This window comes from Rheinheimera sp. KL1 (genome assembly GCF_001275035.1).
GTDB lineage: Bacteria > Pseudomonadota > Gammaproteobacteria > Enterobacterales > Alteromonadaceae > Pararheinheimera > Pararheinheimera tangshanensis.
The window spans coordinates 23659-43364 of the sequence record NZ_LAMX01000023.1 but is presented as its reverse complement, the minus strand read 5'-3'; the positions used below and the strand labels follow the sequence as shown (position 1 = coordinate 43364).

Below are 19706 nucleotides of genomic sequence, written 5' to 3'. Positions count from 1 at the left end.
CTATGTGAATGAGGCGAGAGCTCGCGGTCAACAAAGCTGCAGCTTCAAGTACGACGGGTATATCACTGAAACCAGAACAGCAGAGGAGCAAATAATGTCGAACCCAATTTTTGATTTAGCTGTGACCAATATCAAAGGCCAGCAGGTAGAGTTAAAAGACTATCAGGGTAAAGTGCTGCTGATTGTCAATACGGCCAGTAAATGTGGTTTTACGCCGCAGTACAAAGGCTTAGAAGAGTTGTATCAAAAGTACAAAGATCAGGGCCTGGAAATTTTAGGTTTCCCTTGCAACCAGTTTGGTAAACAAGAGCAAGGCAATGAAAGTGAAATCAGCCAGTTTTGTGAACTGAACTACGGTGTGTCTTTTCCAATGTTCGCCAAAATTGACGTCAACGGCCCAGAGGCTTCGCCTTTATTTAAAAACCTGAAACAACAAAAACCAGGTTTATTAGGCTCAGAGTCGATCAAATGGAACTTCACGAAATTTCTGATCGGCCGCGACGGCAAAGCGATTTTACGCGCAGCACCACTAACCAAACCAGAAGATTTAGAAGCAGAAATTCAACAGGCGCTAGCAGCAAAATAAGTGCAGAGAAAAATTGTAGGGGCGACCTTTATGGTCGTCCTTTTTTATGCCAATCTGCTTTTTGCAGAAGTGTAAAAAAGCGCCTGAAAACAGGCGCAAAATACACAAGGCTGGGATCGGTTGCGAAAAGACCTGCTTTTGGACAACCAGTTCATCCTACTGTGAGAACGAAGCTCAGTGTGCGCCAGTTCTGCTGGCCTTGCCTTGATTTAAAACAATAAAAAGCCAAGCTTTGTTTTTTAGCTGTCTTTATTTTTTCCTTTCATCTTTAGCTCTGCTGCGGTTAAAAAAGTAGGACGCAAAAGCTAACTGTATTTTCTTTCGCACTGAAAATTGCGGTAGCCACCAACTTTTTCGCACAACAGATTTGCATTGCTGCGCCAACCTGACCGGAAAACTTTGCAGGCTTTTATTATCCAGCTGCAATTTATAAAGCAAATAGGCCAGATTCAATAATAAGATATGCCGCCACTTTGGCTGCAAAGCCGGATATGCCTGCTTTTGCTCTAACGCTGTGAAGAAATTATGCAGTTGCTGCTGATGCTCAGCTTTGACATTAAAAGAGGCACTGGCCTGATGTTCACGATACCCATAAAGGGGTAAACGCAGGTGGTACAAGCGCTGCGCTGCCAGATATAAATCGGGTAATGCCATTACATCTTCGCAAAAGGCGACCCCCACAGGAAACTGAAAATTCATGGCTATTTTTTTACGATAAATTCTCAACCACGAAAACCATTGATTTATTTTAAACACATTCGTCACTGCTTTGTCTTTTGCTAACCAACCAGAATTCTTATGCAGGTAACGGGCTTTACTCTGTGCTATGGCGGCCTCATCTATAAATCTTTTATAACCTAGTTCAATCAGGTCAGGCTGATGCTGTTGGATGACCTGTAATACGGCCTCGACATAACCTGGCAGCAGCACATCGTCCGCATCAACAAAACCAATATAGTCACCAGTTGCATGCTTGATACCGTTGTTTCTTGCCACACTGACCCCTGAGTTGTGCTGACAAAGCAGTAAGTAGCATTCCGGCATTGCAGAGCTGGCCATATGCAGTTTGGCGATCTCCAGACTGCCATCGGATGCACCATCACAGATCAGCACAATTTGTACCTGCTCTGTTAGCTGAGCTTCGATAGAGCCCAGTAACTGAGCAAAATAGTCTGCTACATGATAAAAAGGCACAACAAGTGACAATAAGACACTGGATTGCATAAAAGGAAGACCCGCTGGCGCTATATAAAAATGACTTCCATTTTATCAGGATCGATACGCAACTCAGCAGCAGTTTTACATGTAGTAACAAAAAGCCTGAAGATCTGGAATCATTGAGTTTCTGTTTGAACTCTAATAAAACGCTGATTTTCGAGGTTTTCGGCTTGCTTTCATTGAGGAATTTCTAAAGACTGACGCCAGTTCATTCTGTTGTTCAGGTTGTTATAGGACCTTATGAAAAGTCTGGCGCACTCTGCTTCTGATCATCCCACGAAAGGGATCCTTTTTATGTTGCTGGCGGTTGGTATGTTTTGCGCTATGGATGCTTGCATGAAGCAACTGACAAAGCACTATGGCCCCATGCAAATTACCAGTTTGAGGGCTTTATTTGCCTGGCCATTAATAGTGTGCTGGTTAATAACAACCAACAGAGTGCAGCATTTACTCAATTCACGCTGGTCTTTGCATCTGCTAAGAGCTGTGCTTGGCATAGTGATGTTGTCCGCTTTTGTCTATGCCATTCAACCCTGTCGCTCTCCGATGCTTACGCTATCTTTTTTGCTGCGCCGCTTCTTATCACTGCTATGTCAGTGTGGTTTTTAGGTGAACATGTACAGCTGCGGCAATGGGTGGCTATAGGCATTGGCATGCTGGCTGTGGTCTTTATGCTCAAACCTGAAGGCGATCAATTACTGAGTTTAGGCGCGCTGGCTGCTTTGGTGTCGGCACTTTGTTATGCCATTTCGGCTATTACGGTGCGGGTGTTATCCCGCACCGACAATAGCGGCAATATGGTGTTTTGGCTGATGACCATGATAGGGGTGGGGGCCGGAGCTTTGGCTTATCCGGACTGGGTGGCTTTATCGTCCGATCATCTGTGGTTATTTGCGCTGATGGGATTAAGTGGTGCTGTAGGTCAGGTGTTTATTACTGAAGCCTTTCGTTTAGCTCCGGCTTCTGTGATTGCGCCTTTTGAATACACTGCGCTGGTTTGGGGTTTAGGTTTTGACATTTTGTTGTGGCAGTTGTACCCGGATTTCTCTTTGCTAATTGGTGCAGGGGTCATTATGGCCAGCGGTCTTTATCTTTGGGCACAAGAGCGGCGTTGATTTTCCCTTCGTGAAGCGGCCGCTTCACGAAGGGCTGAAGAATAGGTTGTCTGTTGTCATGCCAGTGTCATTCAGGCAGTTTAGGATAAGACTTTTGCAAAAGGTATACATACTATGCTGAAACAAAAAGGGTTTTTCCTGCTGCCTCTGAGCCTGCTGTCTTTGACTATAACCCCTGAACTGGCTGTTGCAGCAGACAACTGTGCAACCCCACCTCTGGTGATCGCGCATCGTGGTGCCAGTGGTCATTTGCCTGAGCATACGCTGGAAGCTTATCAGCTTGCGATGCGAATGGGTGCCGACTTTATCGAACCGGATTTAGTGCCAACCAAAGATGGTCAGCTTATCAGCCGTCACGAAAATGATTTAACCAACACTACTAATGTGGCTGTACTAGCGCAGTTTGCCGATCGCAGAACTACCAAGCGTATTGATGGCATTCCCGTCACCGGCTGGTTTAGTGAAGACTTTACGCTGGCTGAAATTAAGCAGCTCAAAGCCCGCGAACCTTTGCCTGCACTTCGCCCTCAAGGTGCGGAGCATAACGACCAATACTCTATTGCTACTTTGGCTGAAATTGTCAGTCTGGTGAAGCAATTTGAAGCGGATACAGGCCGTAAAGTCGGGCTTTATATTGAAACCAAACACCCGACTTATTTTCGTTATGAAGGCCAAACTCTGGACGGCAAAGCCATAGCGCTTGATACCAGCAAAAAGCTGATCCAGCAATTAAAGCAACTGCAGTTTACCGACCCAAATCGGGTGTTTATTCAGTCCTTTGAAGTGCAAAATCTGCTGGAGTTAAAGCAACACTGGATGCCGGCTATGAAGCTGAAATTTCCACTGATCCAGCTGATAGGCGATACAGAAAAAGCCTATTTACCACCCAAAGACAGCTTCTCTGTGCCTTATGATGTGTTTTATCACCAGCAACAAGGGACTGATTTAAAAGCTATCTATCCACAAGACACTGACTTTTTATCGGCCGCAGCTAAGCCTTTGGATTACTCCGCATTACTGAATGAGAAAGGACTTAGCTTTGTGCACAGCTACGCCGCAGGTATAGGGCCATGGCGTAGCAGTATTTATCAAAAACACAGTCTGACGTTAAAGCCTTTTGTTAAAGCTGCACAGCAGCAGGGCTTAAAAGTGCACCCTTATACCTTTAGGGCTGAAGCCAATTATTTAATGGCCAAAGACGCCAAAACTACATTCAGCTTTGATGAAGAAATGCAGGACTTGTTTAAACAGGGCATAGACGGCGTATTTTCCGATTACCCTGATTTAGCGTTGAAAAACAGAGCTTTGTTTCTGCAGGGGTGTAAACACTAACCTAGCAGTTTTGTGATCCAGCGAAAACCAACCAAACTGCGCATCACTTTGATGACGCTGTTGTGGCGTAGCTGAAACAGGCAACCGACGCTAAAGCTCAGTAGTAAGCCTGGTGTGGAGCCGATAAATGCCAGGGCATTTTGCGACAGTTGCTGTTTTCTGAGCAACAGTTCCTGCTGCTGCAGCTGGCTTTGTTCTGTCAGGGCCGCCAGCTGTACTTGCTGCTTTTTAATCAGCTGTTGAATTAGCATTTTTGTCCTCCGGTTTGGCTGCAAAAAACAAAAGACGTAATTGCTGCAACGTATTTGAAAAGCCCACTTGCGACAACACATAACCCAGGCTGCGCCAACACCAATACAACAAGCCAAACTGCAGCAACACTAAGGCACCAGCTGTGACCAAGATTGAGCTGCTTAACTGAAACAGCAGATAACCCAGCACTAATAAAATGCTGCCCCAGAGCAAAATCAAACCAGCACCAAAACAGACGACCAGAGCAGCAGCTATGGTCAGGCTGCGTCCGCTCAGTTGCCATTCTGCGTTAGCTATTTGTCCTGTCAGTTTCAGCTGACCGGCGTAAACCTCTTTGACTGAATGGCCAAGAGCTGCCAGATGCGCCAGTTGATCTAAAGCCTGTTCTGCGCTTTGACTAAGGGCAGCCGATGCAGGCTGCCCAGGTTTTTGTGCAGGAGCTTCAGAGCTCTCGCGATGTTGCATAAATCCGCCTTGCTCGAGTCAGGTCTGTTGAAAGGCTTAGTTACGACGTAACAGAGCTGTCAGCAGTACACCAGCAGCAAAAGCTATACCAGCGGTAGCAAGCGGGTTTTGCGCTGCCAACTCACGGGTTTTGCTGTATGACATTTGCAGTTGCTGTTTAATTTCTTCCTGCTTATGCGACAGCGTTTCCTGTGAGCTGGCTGCTGTTTTACGAAGCGTGTCTTCAGCTACAGCGGCTTTACTCGCTACGGCGTCCACTGCATGATGGGCAGCTTCAACCGCTTTTTCCGTCACTGGCGAATTTAACGCGCTGTTGCTTTTTGCCTTCGCTTGTTCTGTTGCACTTTGTGAAGTAGCCATAATAAATCTCCTGAGGAAGAGTGTGAAATGCAGCAAGACGCTACACTTTGCATCTTAATTAAAGCACTTGCTGTGCCAAATAGATATAAATCAATAAAAACAATAATTTATCAGTTTTTCACTATTGGTGAGGCTTTGGGTTGGCTGTAGAACTTACCCGTTGCTGGTAATTTTTACATGCCTTGTCTTCAGGGCATGATCTATGAAAGAAATGAAAAAGCCGGGGCATTTGAAACCCCGGCTTTGTGTCACTCTGAATTTTGTTAGAAATCCAGTTTTAACGTCACAGTTGCTGTACGTTCAGCACCTAAGTAATAAGCCCCTTCCTGGCCGCCTGCTAAGTAATCTTCGTCGTTTAAGTTATTCAGCACTAATGAAAGATCTAGGCCTTTAAACATGTCTTTAGACGACAAATCTTTACTGTAACCGACGTAGAAATCCATCACAGTAGAGGCTGGGATTTCATCTTTATTGCCACCTAAAGCAGCGCCAAAGTAAGTGTCAGTGCGCTTGGCGGTTAAACCTGCACGGTACGCTTCACCCTGATAACGCAGTGACAAGCTCAGCATAGTTTCTGGTGAGCCTGCGACTTTATCGCCCTCAAAAATAGCAGCAGGGTTAATGGCTGGTTTACCGTCTGGGCCTGTCACTACATTGCCATCGTCATCCAAAACCAAGGTATTAATACTTTGGCTGTATTCGGCGTTATTGCTGGTCAAAGCACTGTAGAGGCTCCAACCTTGCATAAATTCCCAGTTTAAGCTGGCTTCTAAACCGTTCGATTCGATACCACCTACGTTGACATAAGTACCGTCTAATTCGTTCAGATAATCCGGGCCAGCGCCATTGGCACCGGGTTGCAGGAAGGTAATACGGTTATCAAACTGGACGTCGTAATAAGTCAAAGACAGGCTTAAGTCATCGCCAAAGTAGCGTAACCCTAAGTCGATATTCTCTGCAGTTTCAGCCTCCAATGAACCAAAATCCTGATCGGTTTCTAAAATCGCATCGCTGATAGCTTTGAAGTTTTCGGCGTAACCACCAAAGACTTCGTAGCTTTCGTTTAAGCGATAAACAAAACCCAGGCTTGGCAATAAATCTGAATCGCTGTCGAGTTTACCTTCGTTACCTGCCACTATATTGTCTTTGCGGCTGACATCGACATAAAACTGCTTCACGCCCAAAGTAACAGTTAAATCGTTCCAGCTGATTTGATCCTGCAGGTAAATTTTCTGAGTGTCAGTTTCATAAGTCCGATCGTAGTGCACCCAGTACGGTTGATTGTCGAAGTAGTGATACTGTTTCGGGTCAATCACGTTGTGCCAGTCGCGGCTTTCGTCACGGTCTTGCTGTTCCAGCCAGGCACCTAAACGCAGCTCGTGGTTTTCCATCGCCCATTTGAGTTCTGACGTCAGACCGTAACGGTCTTTTTCATAGTGGGTATGGCGGTAAGAGGATACGCGGGTGGCACCTGTTAAATCGGCATTTGGATCCAGAATCGGCTGACCTTCCGCATTGACGTACTGATAAGGCGTTAAAGTACCGTTACCTGTACCACGACTGACGCGGTTACCGGCAGCATCTTCCACATAGACCTGATACGGCGGCATCCAGTCACCACGGCCAGATTGCATATGCACATAAGGCGTTACAGTCAGATTCAGGCTGTCGGATAAATCAGTGTCAATTTTCACGTAGGTGAAGCTGTTTTCGCGCAAGGTCGACCAGACTTCAGCAAAGTTTTGATCGACATCCGGGTTACCTGTCCACACATTGGTCAGACGATCCCACTCCGGGTTTTCGAAAAACTGAGCTAAAGAGACGGTGTTGTAGTTGTCTTCTTCAGCGTCATCGTAAGAAAAACGCGCGGTGATAGTGGTGTTTTCCAATTCGGTCACAGTTTTAACTTCACCGTGCAGACGGTCAGTAAAACCATTGCTGCCTGAACCTATCCATCTGTTGTTAAAGCTGTCTGACAAGCTGAAATAGGCTGTGGTATTGCCACCTATCTGGCCTGTGTCAAAACGGGTGTAATAACGACGGGCATTATGATCGCCGCCTGTCACCCCTACAGATAAGTTTTCTTCGGCCAGCGGGTTGTTGGACACAAAGTTTAAAGTACCGCCCAACGCATCTAAAGAAGCAGAGGCGATATCGGATGTGCCTTGGCCTACTTCGACAAAAGCGGTGTTTTCTGTGTCCAGGTAACGGTTGGCTTTACTGCCACCGCCATAACCAGAGCCACCATTAGGTAAACCATCTACGGTAATACCCAGTTGTTGCTCGTTCAGGTTGACGTTAAAACCGCGCATTGAAATAGTTGTTGACCAGTCGTCACCACCAAAAGCGTCGCCTTGGCCGACGCTAATGCCAGGCAGTTGGCTGACTAAATCAAGCACATTGCCTATTGGCGCTTTGGTATTTTTAATGGCTTCGTCTGTGCTGTTATTGGCGTAGCTAATACGTTTGCCGGTAATGGCCAACACTTCGACTTCCTGCTCTTCAGCCGCTGCCGCTGCGGCTTCTTCTGCGACAACAGGTACCGATAAACCCAGGGCTGAACTCACTGCCAAAGCGAGCAGATGTTTGTGATGTAATGCCACGTGAAACTCCATATTGTTGTTTGAATTGAAGAAAATGCCATCATTCTGGAGTGGTCTGATGACATTGCAGTGAAAGGGCGATGACAAAATGAAGTAATTGATATGTAAGTTTTATGAAAGGCTAAGTGGCTGTTTTGTGAACAGTTCAAAGAAAAAACTGGAGTTCAAACAAGAGTTTGGCCTATGCTGAAGTGAGGTTGTAGAAGGTGAAGTCGATGCAACAACTGCTGTATTTAGGAATGCTCTGTGTGGCCTTCATGGCTGTTCCTGCAAAGGCGCAGCAGCTACAGCTTTTAGTTGGGGTGGAAAAACCTCCTTATATCAAAGTATCGACTCAAACCGGCTACGAACTGGAATTACTCAGTGCTGTGGTCAAACGTATGGGCTTTGACTGTCAGTTTATTCATGTACCTAATGGTCGATTACTGGATGTATTTAACGAAGGCCAGGCTGATTTAGTGTCACTGCAACGTAGTGCCCCAGAGGGGCTGTTCGCCACCGAATCCTACATCAGTTATCAGAATATTCTGATAGTACGCCAAGACTTGTATAAAGAGATCCTGAGCTTAAGCGATTTGGTGGGGCTTAGAGTGATGGCTTTTCAAAACGCCCTGAAGTTTTTGCCGCCAGCTTATGCCGACGCCATTAATAAAACCAGCAGTTATCTCGAAGTGGTGGAGCAACATCAACTGCCGGCTTTATTATTAAAAAACAGGGTGGATGTATTGGTGATGGACAGAAATATCTTCTGGCACTATTACCGCCTGACAGCCCCTGATGACAGGAGTCTGAGAGTCCTGAGCTTGTTCCAGCCGAATCACTATCATATGTTAGCCCGCACTCCAGAGGTCGCTGAACGTTTTAATAAAGCACTGATGGAGTTGAAACAGTCGGAGTTATTTAGCCAACTGCAGCTAAAGTATTTTGCGGAGTTGAGTCAGTAGCTGGAAGGCAAGGATGGACGGCAGTTCACTGCTAAAAACTGTTGAAATCGGTGCACCTTAGGCATAACTTGATAGATGGGCGCACCATAAAACAAGGAGAACAGCTGTTCGACTTGCCAGACGAACATTGTTTGCATAGACGCTGTTATTTAATGTGAGGGCATGGATATTCTTAAGGTCATTTTTTGGCTGCTTTTGATATGGCTTTTGTTCACTTTAGCTACCCGGATTTATTGGTATAAAAAAGAAGGCTATGGTTATGCAAGCTGGTTTTTCGAGTGGTTATTAGCTTGCTTTTCTTGTGCTGGCGTTTACGTGGTTGCCTATGATACTCCACTGCTCGAGCAAAGAGTGTGGTGGTTTGTCCTTTTCTTGGTTCTCGTGTCAACAATCTATAGATTAAGAAGCCAACGGTTCAACGCCCAAATGATACAACTTAATAGGGCACAAGTTCTTTTGGTTAAATCGCTTATGGCTCTTTTTACTGTACCAGTAGTCGCTATTCTGTTAGTAAATGCCAGTAACTTGACTGGTGTATGGACCCCAGGATCTTGATATCCTCTTGAGCTGCTGGCTGATCTGGTCCTACTGGAGCAACTTATTTTCGCTTCACTCAGTGAAAGCTGAGCTTTAGCTCATTTAGCCTGCAGAGCAAAAGAGTTGTCGGCCTGACGGAGTGAGTATGAAATACCTTGTCATTATTCTGCAGCTTTGTTTTAGTCTCTGTGCTTATAGCAATCAGCTAACTCCGTTATCCGGTTTTGAAGCGTTGCAATGGCAGCAACGTATTATTCTGGTCAATAACCTTCAAGACCAGCAGAGCGTATTGACTCTTTTTGAGCAAAACAAAACTGAAATTAAAGAGCGGGATATTATCTGGTTTGTGTTTAGTGCAGATGAAATCCAGACAAATTATCAAGGTGTGTTGTCAGCAGATTTTATAGCCAGTACAAGAACGCGGCACCGGCTGAAGCCTGGACAAATTATGTTGATAGGTAAAGATGGTGGCGTGAAAATTTTGCTTAACCGTATGGATTTAGAGGCGATATTTAACGAAATTGACGCTATGCCGATGCGACAAAACGAGATGGTGCATTAAGTGTGGTGACTTGTGGTTGAATGCTTTGATGTGCGCCCGGCATTAAAAAAGGACCCGAAGGTCCTTTCTAAACAAGGTCAGATCAATATTTAGCAGCTTGATCCGGCTTAGGTAAAGTTGCTTTGATAAAGTCACGTAAGTCCTGGTTCGACTGACGTAAATCGTCGTAACGCAGGTACATCATATGACCGCTGCGGTAGCCTTTGAAGCTTAATCTGTCTTTCATTTTGCCACTTGGGTCTAACTGCCACATATTGTATTTGGCATCAAAATAGTTGGTGGCGCCGTCGTAGTAACCCGATTGCGTCATCACATGCAGGTAGGGGTTTTGCGCCATGGCCTGACGCAGGTTTTCACCAGTATTGTCATTACTTCTGTCCCATGGATGTACGTTACCAAACATATTGTATTTCACGTCGGTTTTGTAATTCAGCTCGTTTTTCAGATAGTTATTAATAGCTGGAGTAAAAGAGTGCAGCCATGACGTCAGCTCGGCGTTGTAATCCGGCTCTGAGCCTGCATCTTTTTTATCTATACCCAAATAACGTGAGTCTAAACGGCCAACGGTCTGGCCACGCTCACGCAGCAACTCTTTCCAGAAAAAGTCGGTATTGATATCCAGATTATTTTGCAACACAGCTTTGACTGATAAACCTGAATACTTCGCCACTTGCTCAGCAATCTGTTGTTTTTCAGCTTGAGGTAAAGAGTTGCCTTTGGCTAAAGCAGGTAAGTAAGTGTTCAGGGTAAACTCTTCGACTTCTGGCAGATAGTCGGTTAAGTCTTTTTGCTGTAAATCGCTAGAGAGCACTTTGTGATACCAGGCTGTGGCGGCAAAGTAGGGCAGACGGTTAGCCACATCAACAGGGCCATCACGTTTAATACCTATCTCAGTTGGGGACACCAGCACTACACCGTTTAAGTACATCCACTGCTGGTTTTGCAGCGCTAAAGCTAAACCCGACACCCGTGTTGTGCCATAGCTCTCGCCAATCAGGTACTTAGGCGATTCCCATCTGTTGTAGCGGCTGACAAAGGTGTTGACCCACTCGGCCAGGTATTTGATATCCGCATTGACACCAAAAAACATTTTTTGTTGCTGATCCGGGCTTGGCATTTTGCCATCTTTACCAGGCAATACGCGGGAATAGGCGGTGTTCACTGGGTTTACAAAGACGATGTCTGCAGTATCCAGCACTGAATAAGGGTTTTGTTTTACGCCATAAGGTTGCAGCGGGTAGCCTTCGCTGTCGACATTCAGCGCTTTGGGGCCTGTGTAAGCAATTTGCATCCATACCGATGCTGAACCAGGGCCGCCGTTAAAGGAAATCAGCAAAGGGCGGCTTTTTCTGTCTTTTACATCCTGACGTTCGTAATAGGTATAAAAAATGGCGGCCGTTGGATTGCCTTGCTCATCCCATACCGGCTGAGTGCCAGTGTAGGCTTTGTAACTGAAATTCTGATCCAGCACTGTGGTTTCATGTTCTGTCACCACTACTGAATCCGCGTCTATTTGTACACTGGCATTTTTTGCAGTTTTGGCATCTTCAGCCTGAACAGCAAAGCTTAAACTGGTTGCACTCAGGCATAAGCTGAGCAACAGAAGTGGACTGATTTTCATAGAGTTCCTGCTAGTTTTTGTTGTTTATAGTGCTGGGGATTGTCATTCAGCTTACTGTTTAACTCACAAAACACAAAATAACCATCTGTGTTGAGACTAATTCACCTGAACTTGGGATACCGTGCTTTGTCTGTTGCTCCGCACTTCTTGCCTAAAAGTCCAGCAGGCTGATTTGAACGGTGCAGGGCTGTTGCTTTGCTTTTATACTGGTTTTAAACATCTGTGAAGGAGAACGTAGTGAGTATTGAACTGCAACTTGAACAACTCAAAACCCAGCTTTCGTCTCATATGCCTGCTGATGGTGTTAAAGAATGTATGATTCCTGACTTGCATTTATACCGCACCGAAGTGACTACCGACGTGACGCCGGTGGTCTATGACCCTTCTCTATGCATTATGCTGCAGGGCGAAAAAGAGGTGTATTTAAACAATGACAAGCTGGTGTATGACCCCTTAAGTTATTTGCTGGTGCCTGTGACTGTGCCTGTCAGCGGCAAAGTCACCAAAGCTAGTGTCGATAAACCTTATCTTGCACTGAAGATGACTATTGACCTAAAAGAGTTGGCTGATCTGGTGATTGATTTAGGTGGCAGGGTCGAACGTAGTCAATATCAGGTGAAAGCTATGTCGGTTGGTCGGGTGGATGAAGCTTTATTATCTGCGGTCAGTCGTATGGTTCAACTGTTAGATAAACCGTCCGATATACCAGTGCTTTATCCGCTATTAAAACGCGAAATTTTATACCGTTTATTATTAGGCGATTTAGGCAGTCAGTTACGTGATTTTATGCTGCTGGATAGTCAGGGACACCGGATCAGCAAAGTGATTGAAATACTCCGTAAAAAATTCAATGAGCCACTGCGAATTAAAGATTTAGCCGATGAGGTACATTTGAGTGAGTCCGCTTTGTTTCAGGCTTTTAAAGCGGTGACTACTATGTCACCTTTGCAGTATCAGAAAAAATTACGCCTGAATGAGGCGCGCCGTATTATGTTGCAAGAAGGCATTGAAGCGGCCACTGCCAGTTATAAAGTAGGTTACGAAAGCCCTTCGCAGTTTAGCCGTGAGTACAGCCGATTATTCGGTGCTCCACCTAAAGCTGATATCGAAAGAGTGCGTTTACAGGGCAGCTGATGGCTCAGAACTTGTGTAGCTGCTAAATCCTCTATGTGGGTCAGGGCTGACAGCTCTGACCCACAGTCGCTTACTGCTGCAACCACATCCGTGCACTGCGGGCCGGAATAGTCACTTTTAACCACTGCGTATTGACCTGAAAGCTATTGCCACTGATCACATCAGTGTAGTTGACATACCAGTTCAGCTCGTTGGCGTAGGTATCGACCCAATACTCCTGTGGCGTATCACATTTGTTAATGCCGACTATGCCCTTTTTGTCACGTTTAAACAGCAGGAAGCACTGGCCGTGTCCCAGCACCTGCATACCGCTGCCTTGGGTGCTGTTATGAAAACGGATCATATTTTTAATATCTGCTCTTTTATAAAAATCCTGCCAGCGGTAGCCATCTAAATTGGCCGTCTCACCGTGATCCGAATAAATCATTGGTGTGCCACCGTTTCTTCCCAGAATGTAAGCATGAGCCAGCGTCTCATCTGTGCTGTTCATGATCTGATAACGAAAACCATCGTTGGTTGGAATGTCATGAGTGATGGCAAAGGTTACGGCTTTGTTCCATGCCAGTGCCTGACCATAAGCACCTGGGTCGACCAGTACGCTCATAGAGCCGCCAAAACTGAAGGCATTGCGCATAGAAGCAAACAGCGGGAAGTCATAAGCACTGTGGCTGGTATTGTCCAGATAAGGTTTTAAAAACAGTTCGTACTCCTGATTGCCTGAGCCGCCAGAGGTAATAACTTCACCAAACACATGCATGCCACTAAGTAAAGCCGGAGTAAACACAGCATTAATATGGGCATTGGTCATATGTTTCACAGCATCCACCCGGAAGCCTTTAATACCCATATCTTTCAGTGCCTGTAAGTAGGCTTGCTGCTGAGCTATGACCCAGTTGTTATTATCCAAATCAGGTAAGCCGGTATCGCTGCCACCGCCACAAAGCCGGTAATACTGTACTTGCCAGACGTCCAGATAATTACTGATACAACCAGGCGCATGAAAGTCTGAACCGGACAGAAAGTTCTGTGTTAAATCGCCATACAGCTTCTGATTATTGACGTAGGTCCAGTTGGCCTGATAGCTGCTGAGTACTGCTAAACCTGGGTAGTTCAGATCACTGCGCTGAGCGCTTTCATTCGCCATATGATTCAGCACCACATCAGCATAGACCTGAATGCCTTTGCTGGTCATGGTCTGGATCAGCGTTTGCAGCTGCTGTTTGTTGCCGCGTGGATGATCTATCAGGCGTAAATCCTGTGGCTGATAACGGGCCCACCACTGCTCGCCGCTGGATTTCATTGGCGGTGCTATCAGCACTTTTTTATAACCGGCCTGCTGAATTTCAGTGGCTTTGGCGGTGATTTCGCTGTAGTTCCAGTTAAAGGCATGCAAAATTACATCGGCATACGCCGGGCTTGCAGATAGCAGGCTGACGCCCACTAACAGTGTCTGTAGTGATAATTTCATTCGTTTTACCCTGTCATTTTTTAATGGGCCACTTTGACGGCGAGTTTTTGCTCGTCCTGTCTGTGGTTGTCTTTTTGTACACCGGTGACAGATAAAAGTTATGAAAGGCTGATTGATTTGTAAATAAAGTTGCTCAATTGTTTATTAAATGCATACGTATTCAGTGCGAAATAGTATTTTTTAATGCATAGCCTGCCATTGCTCCAGCCATAACCAGACTTGTTGTTGCTGTTGCTGGTTAAACTCATGGCGTGCTTCAGTCCAAATTTCAGTGCGAAGCGCTGATTCTGCGCCAAAGGCCCGCCAGACTTTTTTCAGTTGATGCTGCCCTTGAATAACACCTTGAACTGGCATCAAGGGATCTTGTCCGCCATTGATTAAATACAAAGCTTTGGGCGCCGCTAAACTGACCTGATCCGGAATATCCAGCTGACGGGCTAGACCCGGATGCAGCATATAAAAGGATGACTGGCCTTTGGTTAAATTGGCATCAGGTTGCAACAGTTGCTGGTAAGTATTAAACCAACAAATAGCAGCTGCGGCCTGAATATGCTCAGACAGCGCAGCTACTTGCCATGCACGGTACGCGCCCATCGAAAAACCTATGGCAGCAATTTTTCCTTCAGGAACCTGCGGTCTTTGTGCTAAAAACTTCGCTAGTTGCATATCTTCATAGGCAGCTAACCCTGCCAGTGAATAGCCTGTTGCGATTAGATTCGCTGCCAGTTGTTGTTGCTGTTCGTACTGAATGGGCCCACGTTCACCAAAGCCTGAGGTATCAGCGGCCAATACCAGATACCCCTGAGCGGCCAGTTCGTCTCCAATAAACTGGCCACCGTAGTATTTATTTACCCACTCTTTGGCTTCTTTTTGCACTGGAGAGTCTGCAAAAGGCCGGATCATTTTTTCTTTGCCGATGACAAAATAAGCGCCGTGATCATGCAGCAATAATACCGCTGCTTTGATGGGCTGATTTTTTGGAGTGAGCATCAGTGCTTTGCTATGACTGATGCTGCTTAACGGAATTTGCCACAGCTCAGCATTGTAACTACCTCTGTCTTCCTGTTGCAGCAACGCTGCTGGCGTCAGCGTCGCTGCTACCGGAGTCAGCAGGGTGTCCAGGTAAAACTGACGTTGCTGTTGTTGCCAAACTCTGATGGGAGTTTGTTCCTGCCAGCTACCTGAGTAGGTCGGCGCTGGTGTGGCAGGCAAAGTCACTGAAGCTTCTGCGAAAACACTGCTGAAAATCAGCCAAAGCACCCGACATAATCTATTCATAGTCACTATCTCAACTGCATTTTGTTTAGCATATAACACAGTCAAATTTCAGGTTGAACTTAGGGAGGAAAATTCCATAAAACGAACAGGCAGAGTTATTAAGCGCATCTAGATGAGCGTTAATCGTAAAGGATGCGTTGAGTAAACAGTTTTGTTATGCTCGCTTACGAATTTTATTAGCACTTACCTCTTCTTCATTGAAACAAGGGTTTCAGACGAAGAAGGGTACAAAATCCGGGGAACAGGATAGATGAAATACGCATTAAGCGCCGTGGCTTTGGCTTTATTAACAGCCTGTGGCCAACCAAGTGATACCTCAAAAACACAAGAAACTCTTATGACAGAAACTCAGGCTGCTCACCCTTTTACTTACCCTGTCACTGCTAAAGGTGATGTGGTTGATAGTTATTTTGACAATAAAGTCGCAGACCCTTACCGCTGGCTGGAAGATGATCGCAGTGAACAAACTGGTAACTGGGTCAAAGAGCAAAACAAAGTCACTTTTGCTTATCTTGACCAAATCGGTTACCGCGATCAGATCAAACAACGTTTAGAAGCGCTGTGGAACTATGAAAAAGTAGGCGCGCCTTTTATTGAAGGTGACTACACCTACTTCTTCAAAAACGACGGCTTACAAAACCAGTCGGTTTTGTACCGTAAAAAAGGCGATGCTGAAGCTGAAGTCTTTTTAGATCCAAACACCTTCAGCAGCGATGCTACGACCTCTTTAGCTGATGTGTCTTTTTCGGAAGATGGTAAAACTCTGGCGTATTCCATTTCTGAAGGTGGCAGCGACTGGCGTAAAATTATCATTATTGATGTAGAAACCAAAAAGCCAATTGAAGAAACTCTGGTGGATGTGAAATTCAGCGGTGTGTCGTGGAAAGGCAATGAAGGTTTTTACTACTCCAGCTATGACAAACCAGAAGGCAGTGAGCTGTCGGCCAAAACCGATCAACACAAGTTGTATTACCATCAATTAGGCACAGCGCAAAAAGATGACCCCGTGGTGTTTGGTGGTGTGGATGCGGAAAAACACCGTTATGTTGGTGGCGTAGTGACAGATGACGGCAAATACCTGATTGTGTCTGCTGCCAACGCGACGTCTGGCAACAAAGTATTCTTAAAAGATTTAACCAAAGCCGACAGCGCTTTCGTGACTTTGTATGCTGAAGGCAATGCTGACTTTGAGTTTGTTGATAGCCGCGGCGATGCCTTGTATTTCGTCACTAACTTAAATGCACCCAACAAAAAACTGATCAAAGTTGACGCCACAGCGCCTGCTGCTGACAAATGGACAGATGTGATCCCAGAAACCGCAAACGTGCTGGATGTCAGCAAAGGTGCAGGTTTCTTATTCGCCAACTACATGGTGGATGCGATTTCTCAAATAAAACAATACGACTACGAAGGCAAGCTGGTGCGTGATGTGACGTTGCCAGGCTTAGGCACCGTCTCTGGTTTTGGCGGCAAAACCAAAGACACTACCTTGTACTACAGCTTCACCAACTACAACACAGCACCCAGCACTTTTGCTTTTGAGCCAAAATCTGGCGAAACCAGCACTTACTATAAAGCGGCTGTGAAGTTTAACAGTGACGATTACGAGTCGAAGCAGGTGTTTTACACCAGCAAAGATGGTACTAAAGTGCCGATGATCATTACCCACAAAAAAGGTATTCAACTGGATGGTAACAACCCAACCATGTTGTATGGCTACGGTGGTTTTAACGTCAGCCTGACGCCAGCTTTTAGTGTGGCCAACCTGGTGTGGATGGAAATGGGCGGCGTGTATGCGGTGCCTAACCTACGTGGCGGTGGCGAATACGGTAAAGCCTGGCATGACGCTGGTATTCAGCTGAAAAAACAAAATGTGTTTGATGACTTTATTGCAGCAGGTGAATACCTGATCGCGCAAAAATATACCTCCAGCAACAAACTGGCGATACGTGGTGGTTCTAACGGTGGTTTATTAGTCGGTGCTGTGATGACGCAGCGTCCTGACTTGATGAAAGTGGCTATTCCACAGGTCGGTGTACTGGATATGCTGCGTTACCACACCTTCACTGCTGGTGCAGGTTGGGCTTACGACTATGGCACGTCTGAGCAAAACAAAGAGACGTTTGATTACCTCAAAGGCTACTCACCAGTGCATAACGTCAAAGAAGGCGTGGCTTATCCAGCTACTCTTGTGACTACAGGCGATCACGATGACCGCGTAGTACCAGCGCACTCCTTTAAGTTTGCTGCTGAACTACAGGCTAAAGCAACAGGACCTAACCCGCAGATGATCCGCATTGAAACCAATGCAGGTCATGGTGCTGGTGTGCCGGTCTCCAAGCAGATTGAATTAGCTGCAGATATCTTTGGTTTCACCCTGTTTAATATGGGTGTAAAAGAGTTACCTAAGCAGTAAACAGAGGCGACCCAATGATGTTGGGTCCTCTATCCGCTGAGAACAGCCAGAGTCTGGGGACTCTGGTTTTTTTACACCTCTGGCCCTGTGCAAAGCGATACTGCTGCATTACTATGTCGCCGTTTTAGCGGGGTTGTTGTGTGAGTTCAGTCGCCGTTTGCAAGACGGACTCCTTGAGAGTCACAGATACAGGAGATATCGTATGAAGAAGTGGTTAGCAGTGGCTGTATTGGGTATTTCGCTGGCAGGTTGTAGCTCTGTGCCGGATAACTGGAGCAATATGACACAAACTGAAATACAAAGCTGGCAAGCCAGTGGCTTTACTGCAGAAGTTGCCCAGCAGTGGAAAGCCAGTGGTTTTAATTCAGAAGCCGCAGGCCTTTGGAAAACTGCAGGTTTTAACCTGGAGTCTGCAACAGAGTGGTCAGCACAGAAATTCAGTGCTGATGAAGCGAAAAACTGGGTCGCTACAGGTTTTGAACTGGATGACGCTGTAGATTATCGCGCCAGAGGTTTATCACCTATTCACCGTGAACAGGCGGTTGAATAACCTCAGCGTCTGACACCATGTGTTAAAACAGAGCCCGGTTTTTACCGGGCTTTTTGTTGCGGCTGCTTTTCGAGTGCCCCACTGTATTTTTATTTCGCAGTTCTTATTCAAACTGTCGTTTTGTACTTGAACAGAATTCGCTTCTGCGCTCTGATGAGGTTAACTTCAATGGAGACTCTCGATGACAGATTTTCGCAGTGACACAGTCACCCAGCCTACAGCAGCAATGAAAGCCGCTATGCTCTCTGCGCCTTTAGGAGACGATGTATTTCAGGACGACCCGACGGTCAATGAGTTGCAACGTTATGCCGCAGAACTTTTAGGTTTTGAAGCGGCGTTATTTGCGCCCAGTGGTACCCAAACCAACTTAATAGCACTGATGGCACATTGCCAGCGCGGTGATGAAGCCATAGTAGGGCAACAGTGGCATACCTATCGCTGGGAAGGTGGTGGCATGGCAGTATTAGGTTCTATTCAGCCGCAACCTATTGAACATCAGCCTGATGGTACGCTAGCGCTTGAACATATCCGCGCTGCAGTAAAACCAGACGATCCACATTTTGCCCGTACTAAATTGATTGTGATGGAAAATACCACAGGCGGGAAAGTGTTGCCTTTGTCTTATATGAATTCAGTGGCTGCTTTAGCTAAAGAGTTGGGATTAAGTTGCCATATTGATGGCGCCAGACTGATGAATGCTGCTGTGGCTTTAGCCACAGCAGATGGCTCAAACCCACTACAAAAAGCCAAAGCGCTGTGCGCTGGTTTTGATTCAGTGTCTTTGTGTTTATCCAAAGGCTTGGGCGCCCCTGTTGGTTCGTTGTTGTTGGGGAATCAGGCTTTTATTCAGCAGGCAAGACGGCTGCGTAAGATGCTCGGCGGCGGCATGCGTCAGGCTGGTGTGCTGGCTGCAGCTGGTTTATATGCGCTGCAACATAACATAGATCGTCTGGCGGAGGATCATCAGCATGCGCAGCAACTGGCCGAAGGTTTACAGCGGATAGCAGCCGAACATCCGCTGCTAAAAGGCAAACTGGAGCTGGTATCGGTCAATACCAATATTTTATTTACCGATATAGCGCTTGATGTCGCGGAGCCGTTATTGGCTTATTTGGCACAGCAGGGCATTCAATTAACCAGCAGTAATTACAATAAAGCCGATCAGCACTTTAAGCGAGTGCGTTGGGTCACACATCTGGATATCAGTGCTGCGGATATTCAGCATGCACTGTCGGCGGTGCAAGGCTTTAGTGGCTAAGACTAAG

Annotated in this window: 18 protein-coding genes; 10 read left to right on the top strand and 8 right to left on the bottom strand. The window is 46.1% G+C overall.

What is annotated here, in order from left to right; genetic code table 11:
* The first annotated feature begins 94 nt into the window (after positions 1-94).
* Positions 95-586 carry a glutathione peroxidase gene (locus tag WH43_RS13350; protein ID WP_053425103.1) on the top strand — a complete coding sequence of 164 codons (492 nt, stop codon included), beginning with the start codon at positions 95-97 and terminating at the stop codon, positions 584-586.
* Between the two features lie 249 nt (positions 587-835).
* Here WH43_RS13350 and WH43_RS13345 read toward each other — a convergent pair whose 3' ends face one another.
* A complete protein-coding gene (locus WH43_RS13345) occupies positions 836-1810 on the bottom strand; it encodes a glycosyltransferase family 2 protein (RefSeq protein WP_053425102.1) in 975 nt (324 codons plus the stop codon).
* Positions 1811-2140: 330 nt separating this feature from the next.
* On the opposite strand from WH43_RS13345, the gene WH43_RS20715 reads away from it, so the two are divergent.
* The 3 genes from WH43_RS20715 to WH43_RS13335 all read left to right on the top strand — a co-directional run bounded on the left by WH43_RS20715 (position 2141) and on the right by WH43_RS13335 (position 4251).
* Positions 2141-2413, top strand: a complete 273-nt coding sequence (locus WH43_RS20715) for a DMT family transporter (RefSeq protein WP_286049739.1) — start codon at positions 2141-2143, stop codon at positions 2411-2413.
* Positions 2395-2919 carry a DMT family transporter gene (locus tag WH43_RS20710; RefSeq protein WP_286049738.1) on the top strand — a complete coding sequence of 175 codons (525 nt, stop codon included), beginning with the start codon at positions 2395-2397 and terminating at the stop codon, positions 2917-2919. Before WH43_RS20715 ends, WH43_RS20710 begins: the two co-directional genes overlap by 19 nt.
* Positions 2920-3033: 114 nt before the next feature.
* Positions 3034-4251 (top strand): glycerophosphodiester phosphodiesterase family protein, encoded by a 1218-nt coding sequence (locus tag WH43_RS13335; RefSeq protein ID WP_053425101.1) that lies wholly within the window; start codon positions 3034-3036, stop codon positions 4249-4251.
* On the opposite strand, the gene WH43_RS13330 is transcribed toward WH43_RS13335, so the two are convergent.
* The 4 genes from WH43_RS13330 to WH43_RS13315 all read right to left on the bottom strand — a co-directional run bounded on the left by WH43_RS13330 (position 4248) and on the right by WH43_RS13315 (position 7931).
* Positions 4248-4502 carry a hypothetical protein gene (locus WH43_RS13330; protein WP_053425159.1) on the bottom strand — a complete coding sequence of 85 codons (255 nt, stop codon included), beginning with the start codon at positions 4500-4502 and terminating at the stop codon, positions 4248-4250. The two genes, WH43_RS13335 and WH43_RS13330, sit on opposite strands and share 4 nt — an antisense overlap.
* On the bottom strand, positions 4480-4968 hold the full coding sequence (locus tag WH43_RS13325) for a hypothetical protein (protein ID WP_053425100.1): 489 nt from the start codon (positions 4966-4968) through the stop codon (positions 4480-4482). Before WH43_RS13325 ends, WH43_RS13330 begins: the two co-directional genes overlap by 23 nt.
* Before the next feature lie 36 nt (positions 4969-5004).
* The gene (locus WH43_RS13320; RefSeq protein WP_053425099.1) at positions 5005-5328 is read right to left on the bottom strand and encodes a DUF883 C-terminal domain-containing protein; all 324 of its coding nucleotides are present in this window, start codon (positions 5326-5328) and stop codon (positions 5005-5007) included.
* A gap of 263 nt (positions 5329-5591) precedes the next feature.
* Positions 5592-7931, bottom strand: coding sequence for a TonB-dependent receptor (locus WH43_RS13315; RefSeq protein WP_082335780.1), 2340 nt, complete (start codon positions 7929-7931; stop codon positions 5592-5594).
* Between the two features lie 215 nt (positions 7932-8146).
* Here WH43_RS13315 and WH43_RS13310 point away from each other — a divergent pair, with 215 nt between their 5' ends.
* Both WH43_RS13310 and WH43_RS13300 read left to right on the top strand, forming a co-directional pair.
* Positions 8147-8875, top strand: coding sequence for a substrate-binding periplasmic protein (locus WH43_RS13310; protein ID WP_053425097.1), 729 nt, complete (start codon positions 8147-8149; stop codon positions 8873-8875).
* Between the two features lie 682 nt (positions 8876-9557).
* Entirely contained in the window at positions 9558-9974 is a 417-nt protein-coding gene (locus tag WH43_RS13300; protein ID WP_053425095.1) for a DUF4174 domain-containing protein, read from the top strand.
* Positions 9975-10056: 82 nt separating this feature from the next.
* Here the strand turns inward: WH43_RS13300 and WH43_RS13295 are convergent, their stop codons facing one another.
* On the bottom strand, positions 10057-11595 hold the full coding sequence (locus WH43_RS13295; RefSeq protein WP_053425094.1) for a S10 family peptidase: 1539 nt from the start codon (positions 11593-11595) through the stop codon (positions 10057-10059).
* Between the two features lie 237 nt (positions 11596-11832).
* Here WH43_RS13295 and WH43_RS13290 point away from each other — a divergent pair, with 237 nt between their 5' ends.
* Positions 11833-12729: an AraC family transcriptional regulator gene (locus WH43_RS13290; RefSeq protein ID WP_286049737.1), complete on the top strand. Its 897-nt coding sequence runs from the start codon at positions 11833-11835 to the stop codon at positions 12727-12729.
* 70 nt (positions 12730-12799) lie between these two features.
* Here WH43_RS13290 and WH43_RS13285 read toward each other — a convergent pair whose 3' ends face one another.
* Complete coding sequence (locus tag WH43_RS13285; RefSeq protein ID WP_053425092.1) at positions 12800-14197, bottom strand: alpha-amylase family protein; 1398 nt, start codon at positions 14195-14197, stop codon at positions 12800-12802.
* A gap of 180 nt (positions 14198-14377) precedes the next feature.
* Positions 14378-15475, bottom strand: a complete 1098-nt coding sequence (locus WH43_RS13280; protein WP_152342855.1) for a dienelactone hydrolase family protein — start codon at positions 15473-15475, stop codon at positions 14378-14380.
* Positions 15476-15725: 250 nt separating this feature from the next.
* Here WH43_RS13280 and WH43_RS13275 point away from each other — a divergent pair, with 250 nt between their 5' ends.
* From WH43_RS13275 to ltaE, 3 genes are all read left to right on the top strand, one after another.
* Positions 15726-17891, top strand: a complete 2166-nt coding sequence (locus WH43_RS13275; protein ID WP_053425090.1) for a prolyl oligopeptidase family serine peptidase — start codon at positions 15726-15728, stop codon at positions 17889-17891.
* A gap of 202 nt (positions 17892-18093) precedes the next feature.
* Positions 18094-18441, top strand: coding sequence for a hypothetical protein (locus WH43_RS13270; RefSeq protein WP_053425089.1), 348 nt, complete (start codon positions 18094-18096; stop codon positions 18439-18441).
* 181 nt (positions 18442-18622) lie between these two features.
* On the top strand, positions 18623-19699 hold the full coding sequence (gene ltaE, locus WH43_RS13265; protein ID WP_053425088.1) for a low-specificity L-threonine aldolase: 1077 nt from the start codon (positions 18623-18625) through the stop codon (positions 19697-19699).
* Positions 19700-19706 lie beyond the last annotated feature (7 nt).

Bases quoted from the DNA above. Each gene is read 5' to 3' on its own strand.
- WH43_RS13350 (WP_053425103.1), top strand. From the start codon at position 95: ATGTCGAACCCAATTTTTGATTTAGCTGTGACCAATATCAAAGGCCAG.
- WH43_RS13345 (WP_053425102.1), bottom strand. From the start codon at position 1,810: ATGCAATCCAGTGTCTTATTGTCACTTGTTGTGCCTTTTTATCATGTA.
- WH43_RS20715 (WP_286049739.1), top strand. From the start codon at position 2,141: ATGAAGCAACTGACAAAGCACTATGGCCCCATGCAAATTACCAGTTTG.
- WH43_RS20710 (WP_286049738.1), top strand. From the start codon at position 2,395: ATGTCAGTGTGGTTTTTAGGTGAACATGTACAGCTGCGGCAATGGGTG.
- WH43_RS13335 (WP_053425101.1), top strand. From the start codon at position 3,034: ATGCTGAAACAAAAAGGGTTTTTCCTGCTGCCTCTGAGCCTGCTGTCT.
- WH43_RS13330 (WP_053425159.1), bottom strand. From the start codon at position 4,502: ATGCTAATTCAACAGCTGATTAAAAAGCAGCAAGTACAGCTGGCGGCC.
- WH43_RS13325 (WP_053425100.1), bottom strand. From the start codon at position 4,968: ATGCAACATCGCGAGAGCTCTGAAGCTCCTGCACAAAAACCTGGGCAG.
- WH43_RS13320 (WP_053425099.1), bottom strand. From the start codon at position 5,328: ATGGCTACTTCACAAAGTGCAACAGAACAAGCGAAGGCAAAAAGCAAC.
- WH43_RS13310 (WP_053425097.1), top strand. From the start codon at position 8,147: ATGCAACAACTGCTGTATTTAGGAATGCTCTGTGTGGCCTTCATGGCT.
- WH43_RS13300 (WP_053425095.1), top strand. From the start codon at position 9,558: ATGAAATACCTTGTCATTATTCTGCAGCTTTGTTTTAGTCTCTGTGCT.
- WH43_RS13295 (WP_053425094.1), bottom strand. From the start codon at position 11,595: ATGAAAATCAGTCCACTTCTGTTGCTCAGCTTATGCCTGAGTGCAACC.
- WH43_RS13285 (WP_053425092.1), bottom strand. From the start codon at position 14,197: ATGAAATTATCACTACAGACACTGTTAGTGGGCGTCAGCCTGCTATCT.
- WH43_RS13280 (WP_152342855.1), bottom strand. From the start codon at position 15,475: ATGAATAGATTATGTCGGGTGCTTTGGCTGATTTTCAGCAGTGTTTTC.
- WH43_RS13275 (WP_053425090.1), top strand. From the start codon at position 15,726: ATGAAATACGCATTAAGCGCCGTGGCTTTGGCTTTATTAACAGCCTGT.
- WH43_RS13270 (WP_053425089.1), top strand. From the start codon at position 18,094: ATGAAGAAGTGGTTAGCAGTGGCTGTATTGGGTATTTCGCTGGCAGGT.
- ltaE (WP_053425088.1), top strand. From the start codon at position 18,623: ATGACAGATTTTCGCAGTGACACAGTCACCCAGCCTACAGCAGCAATG.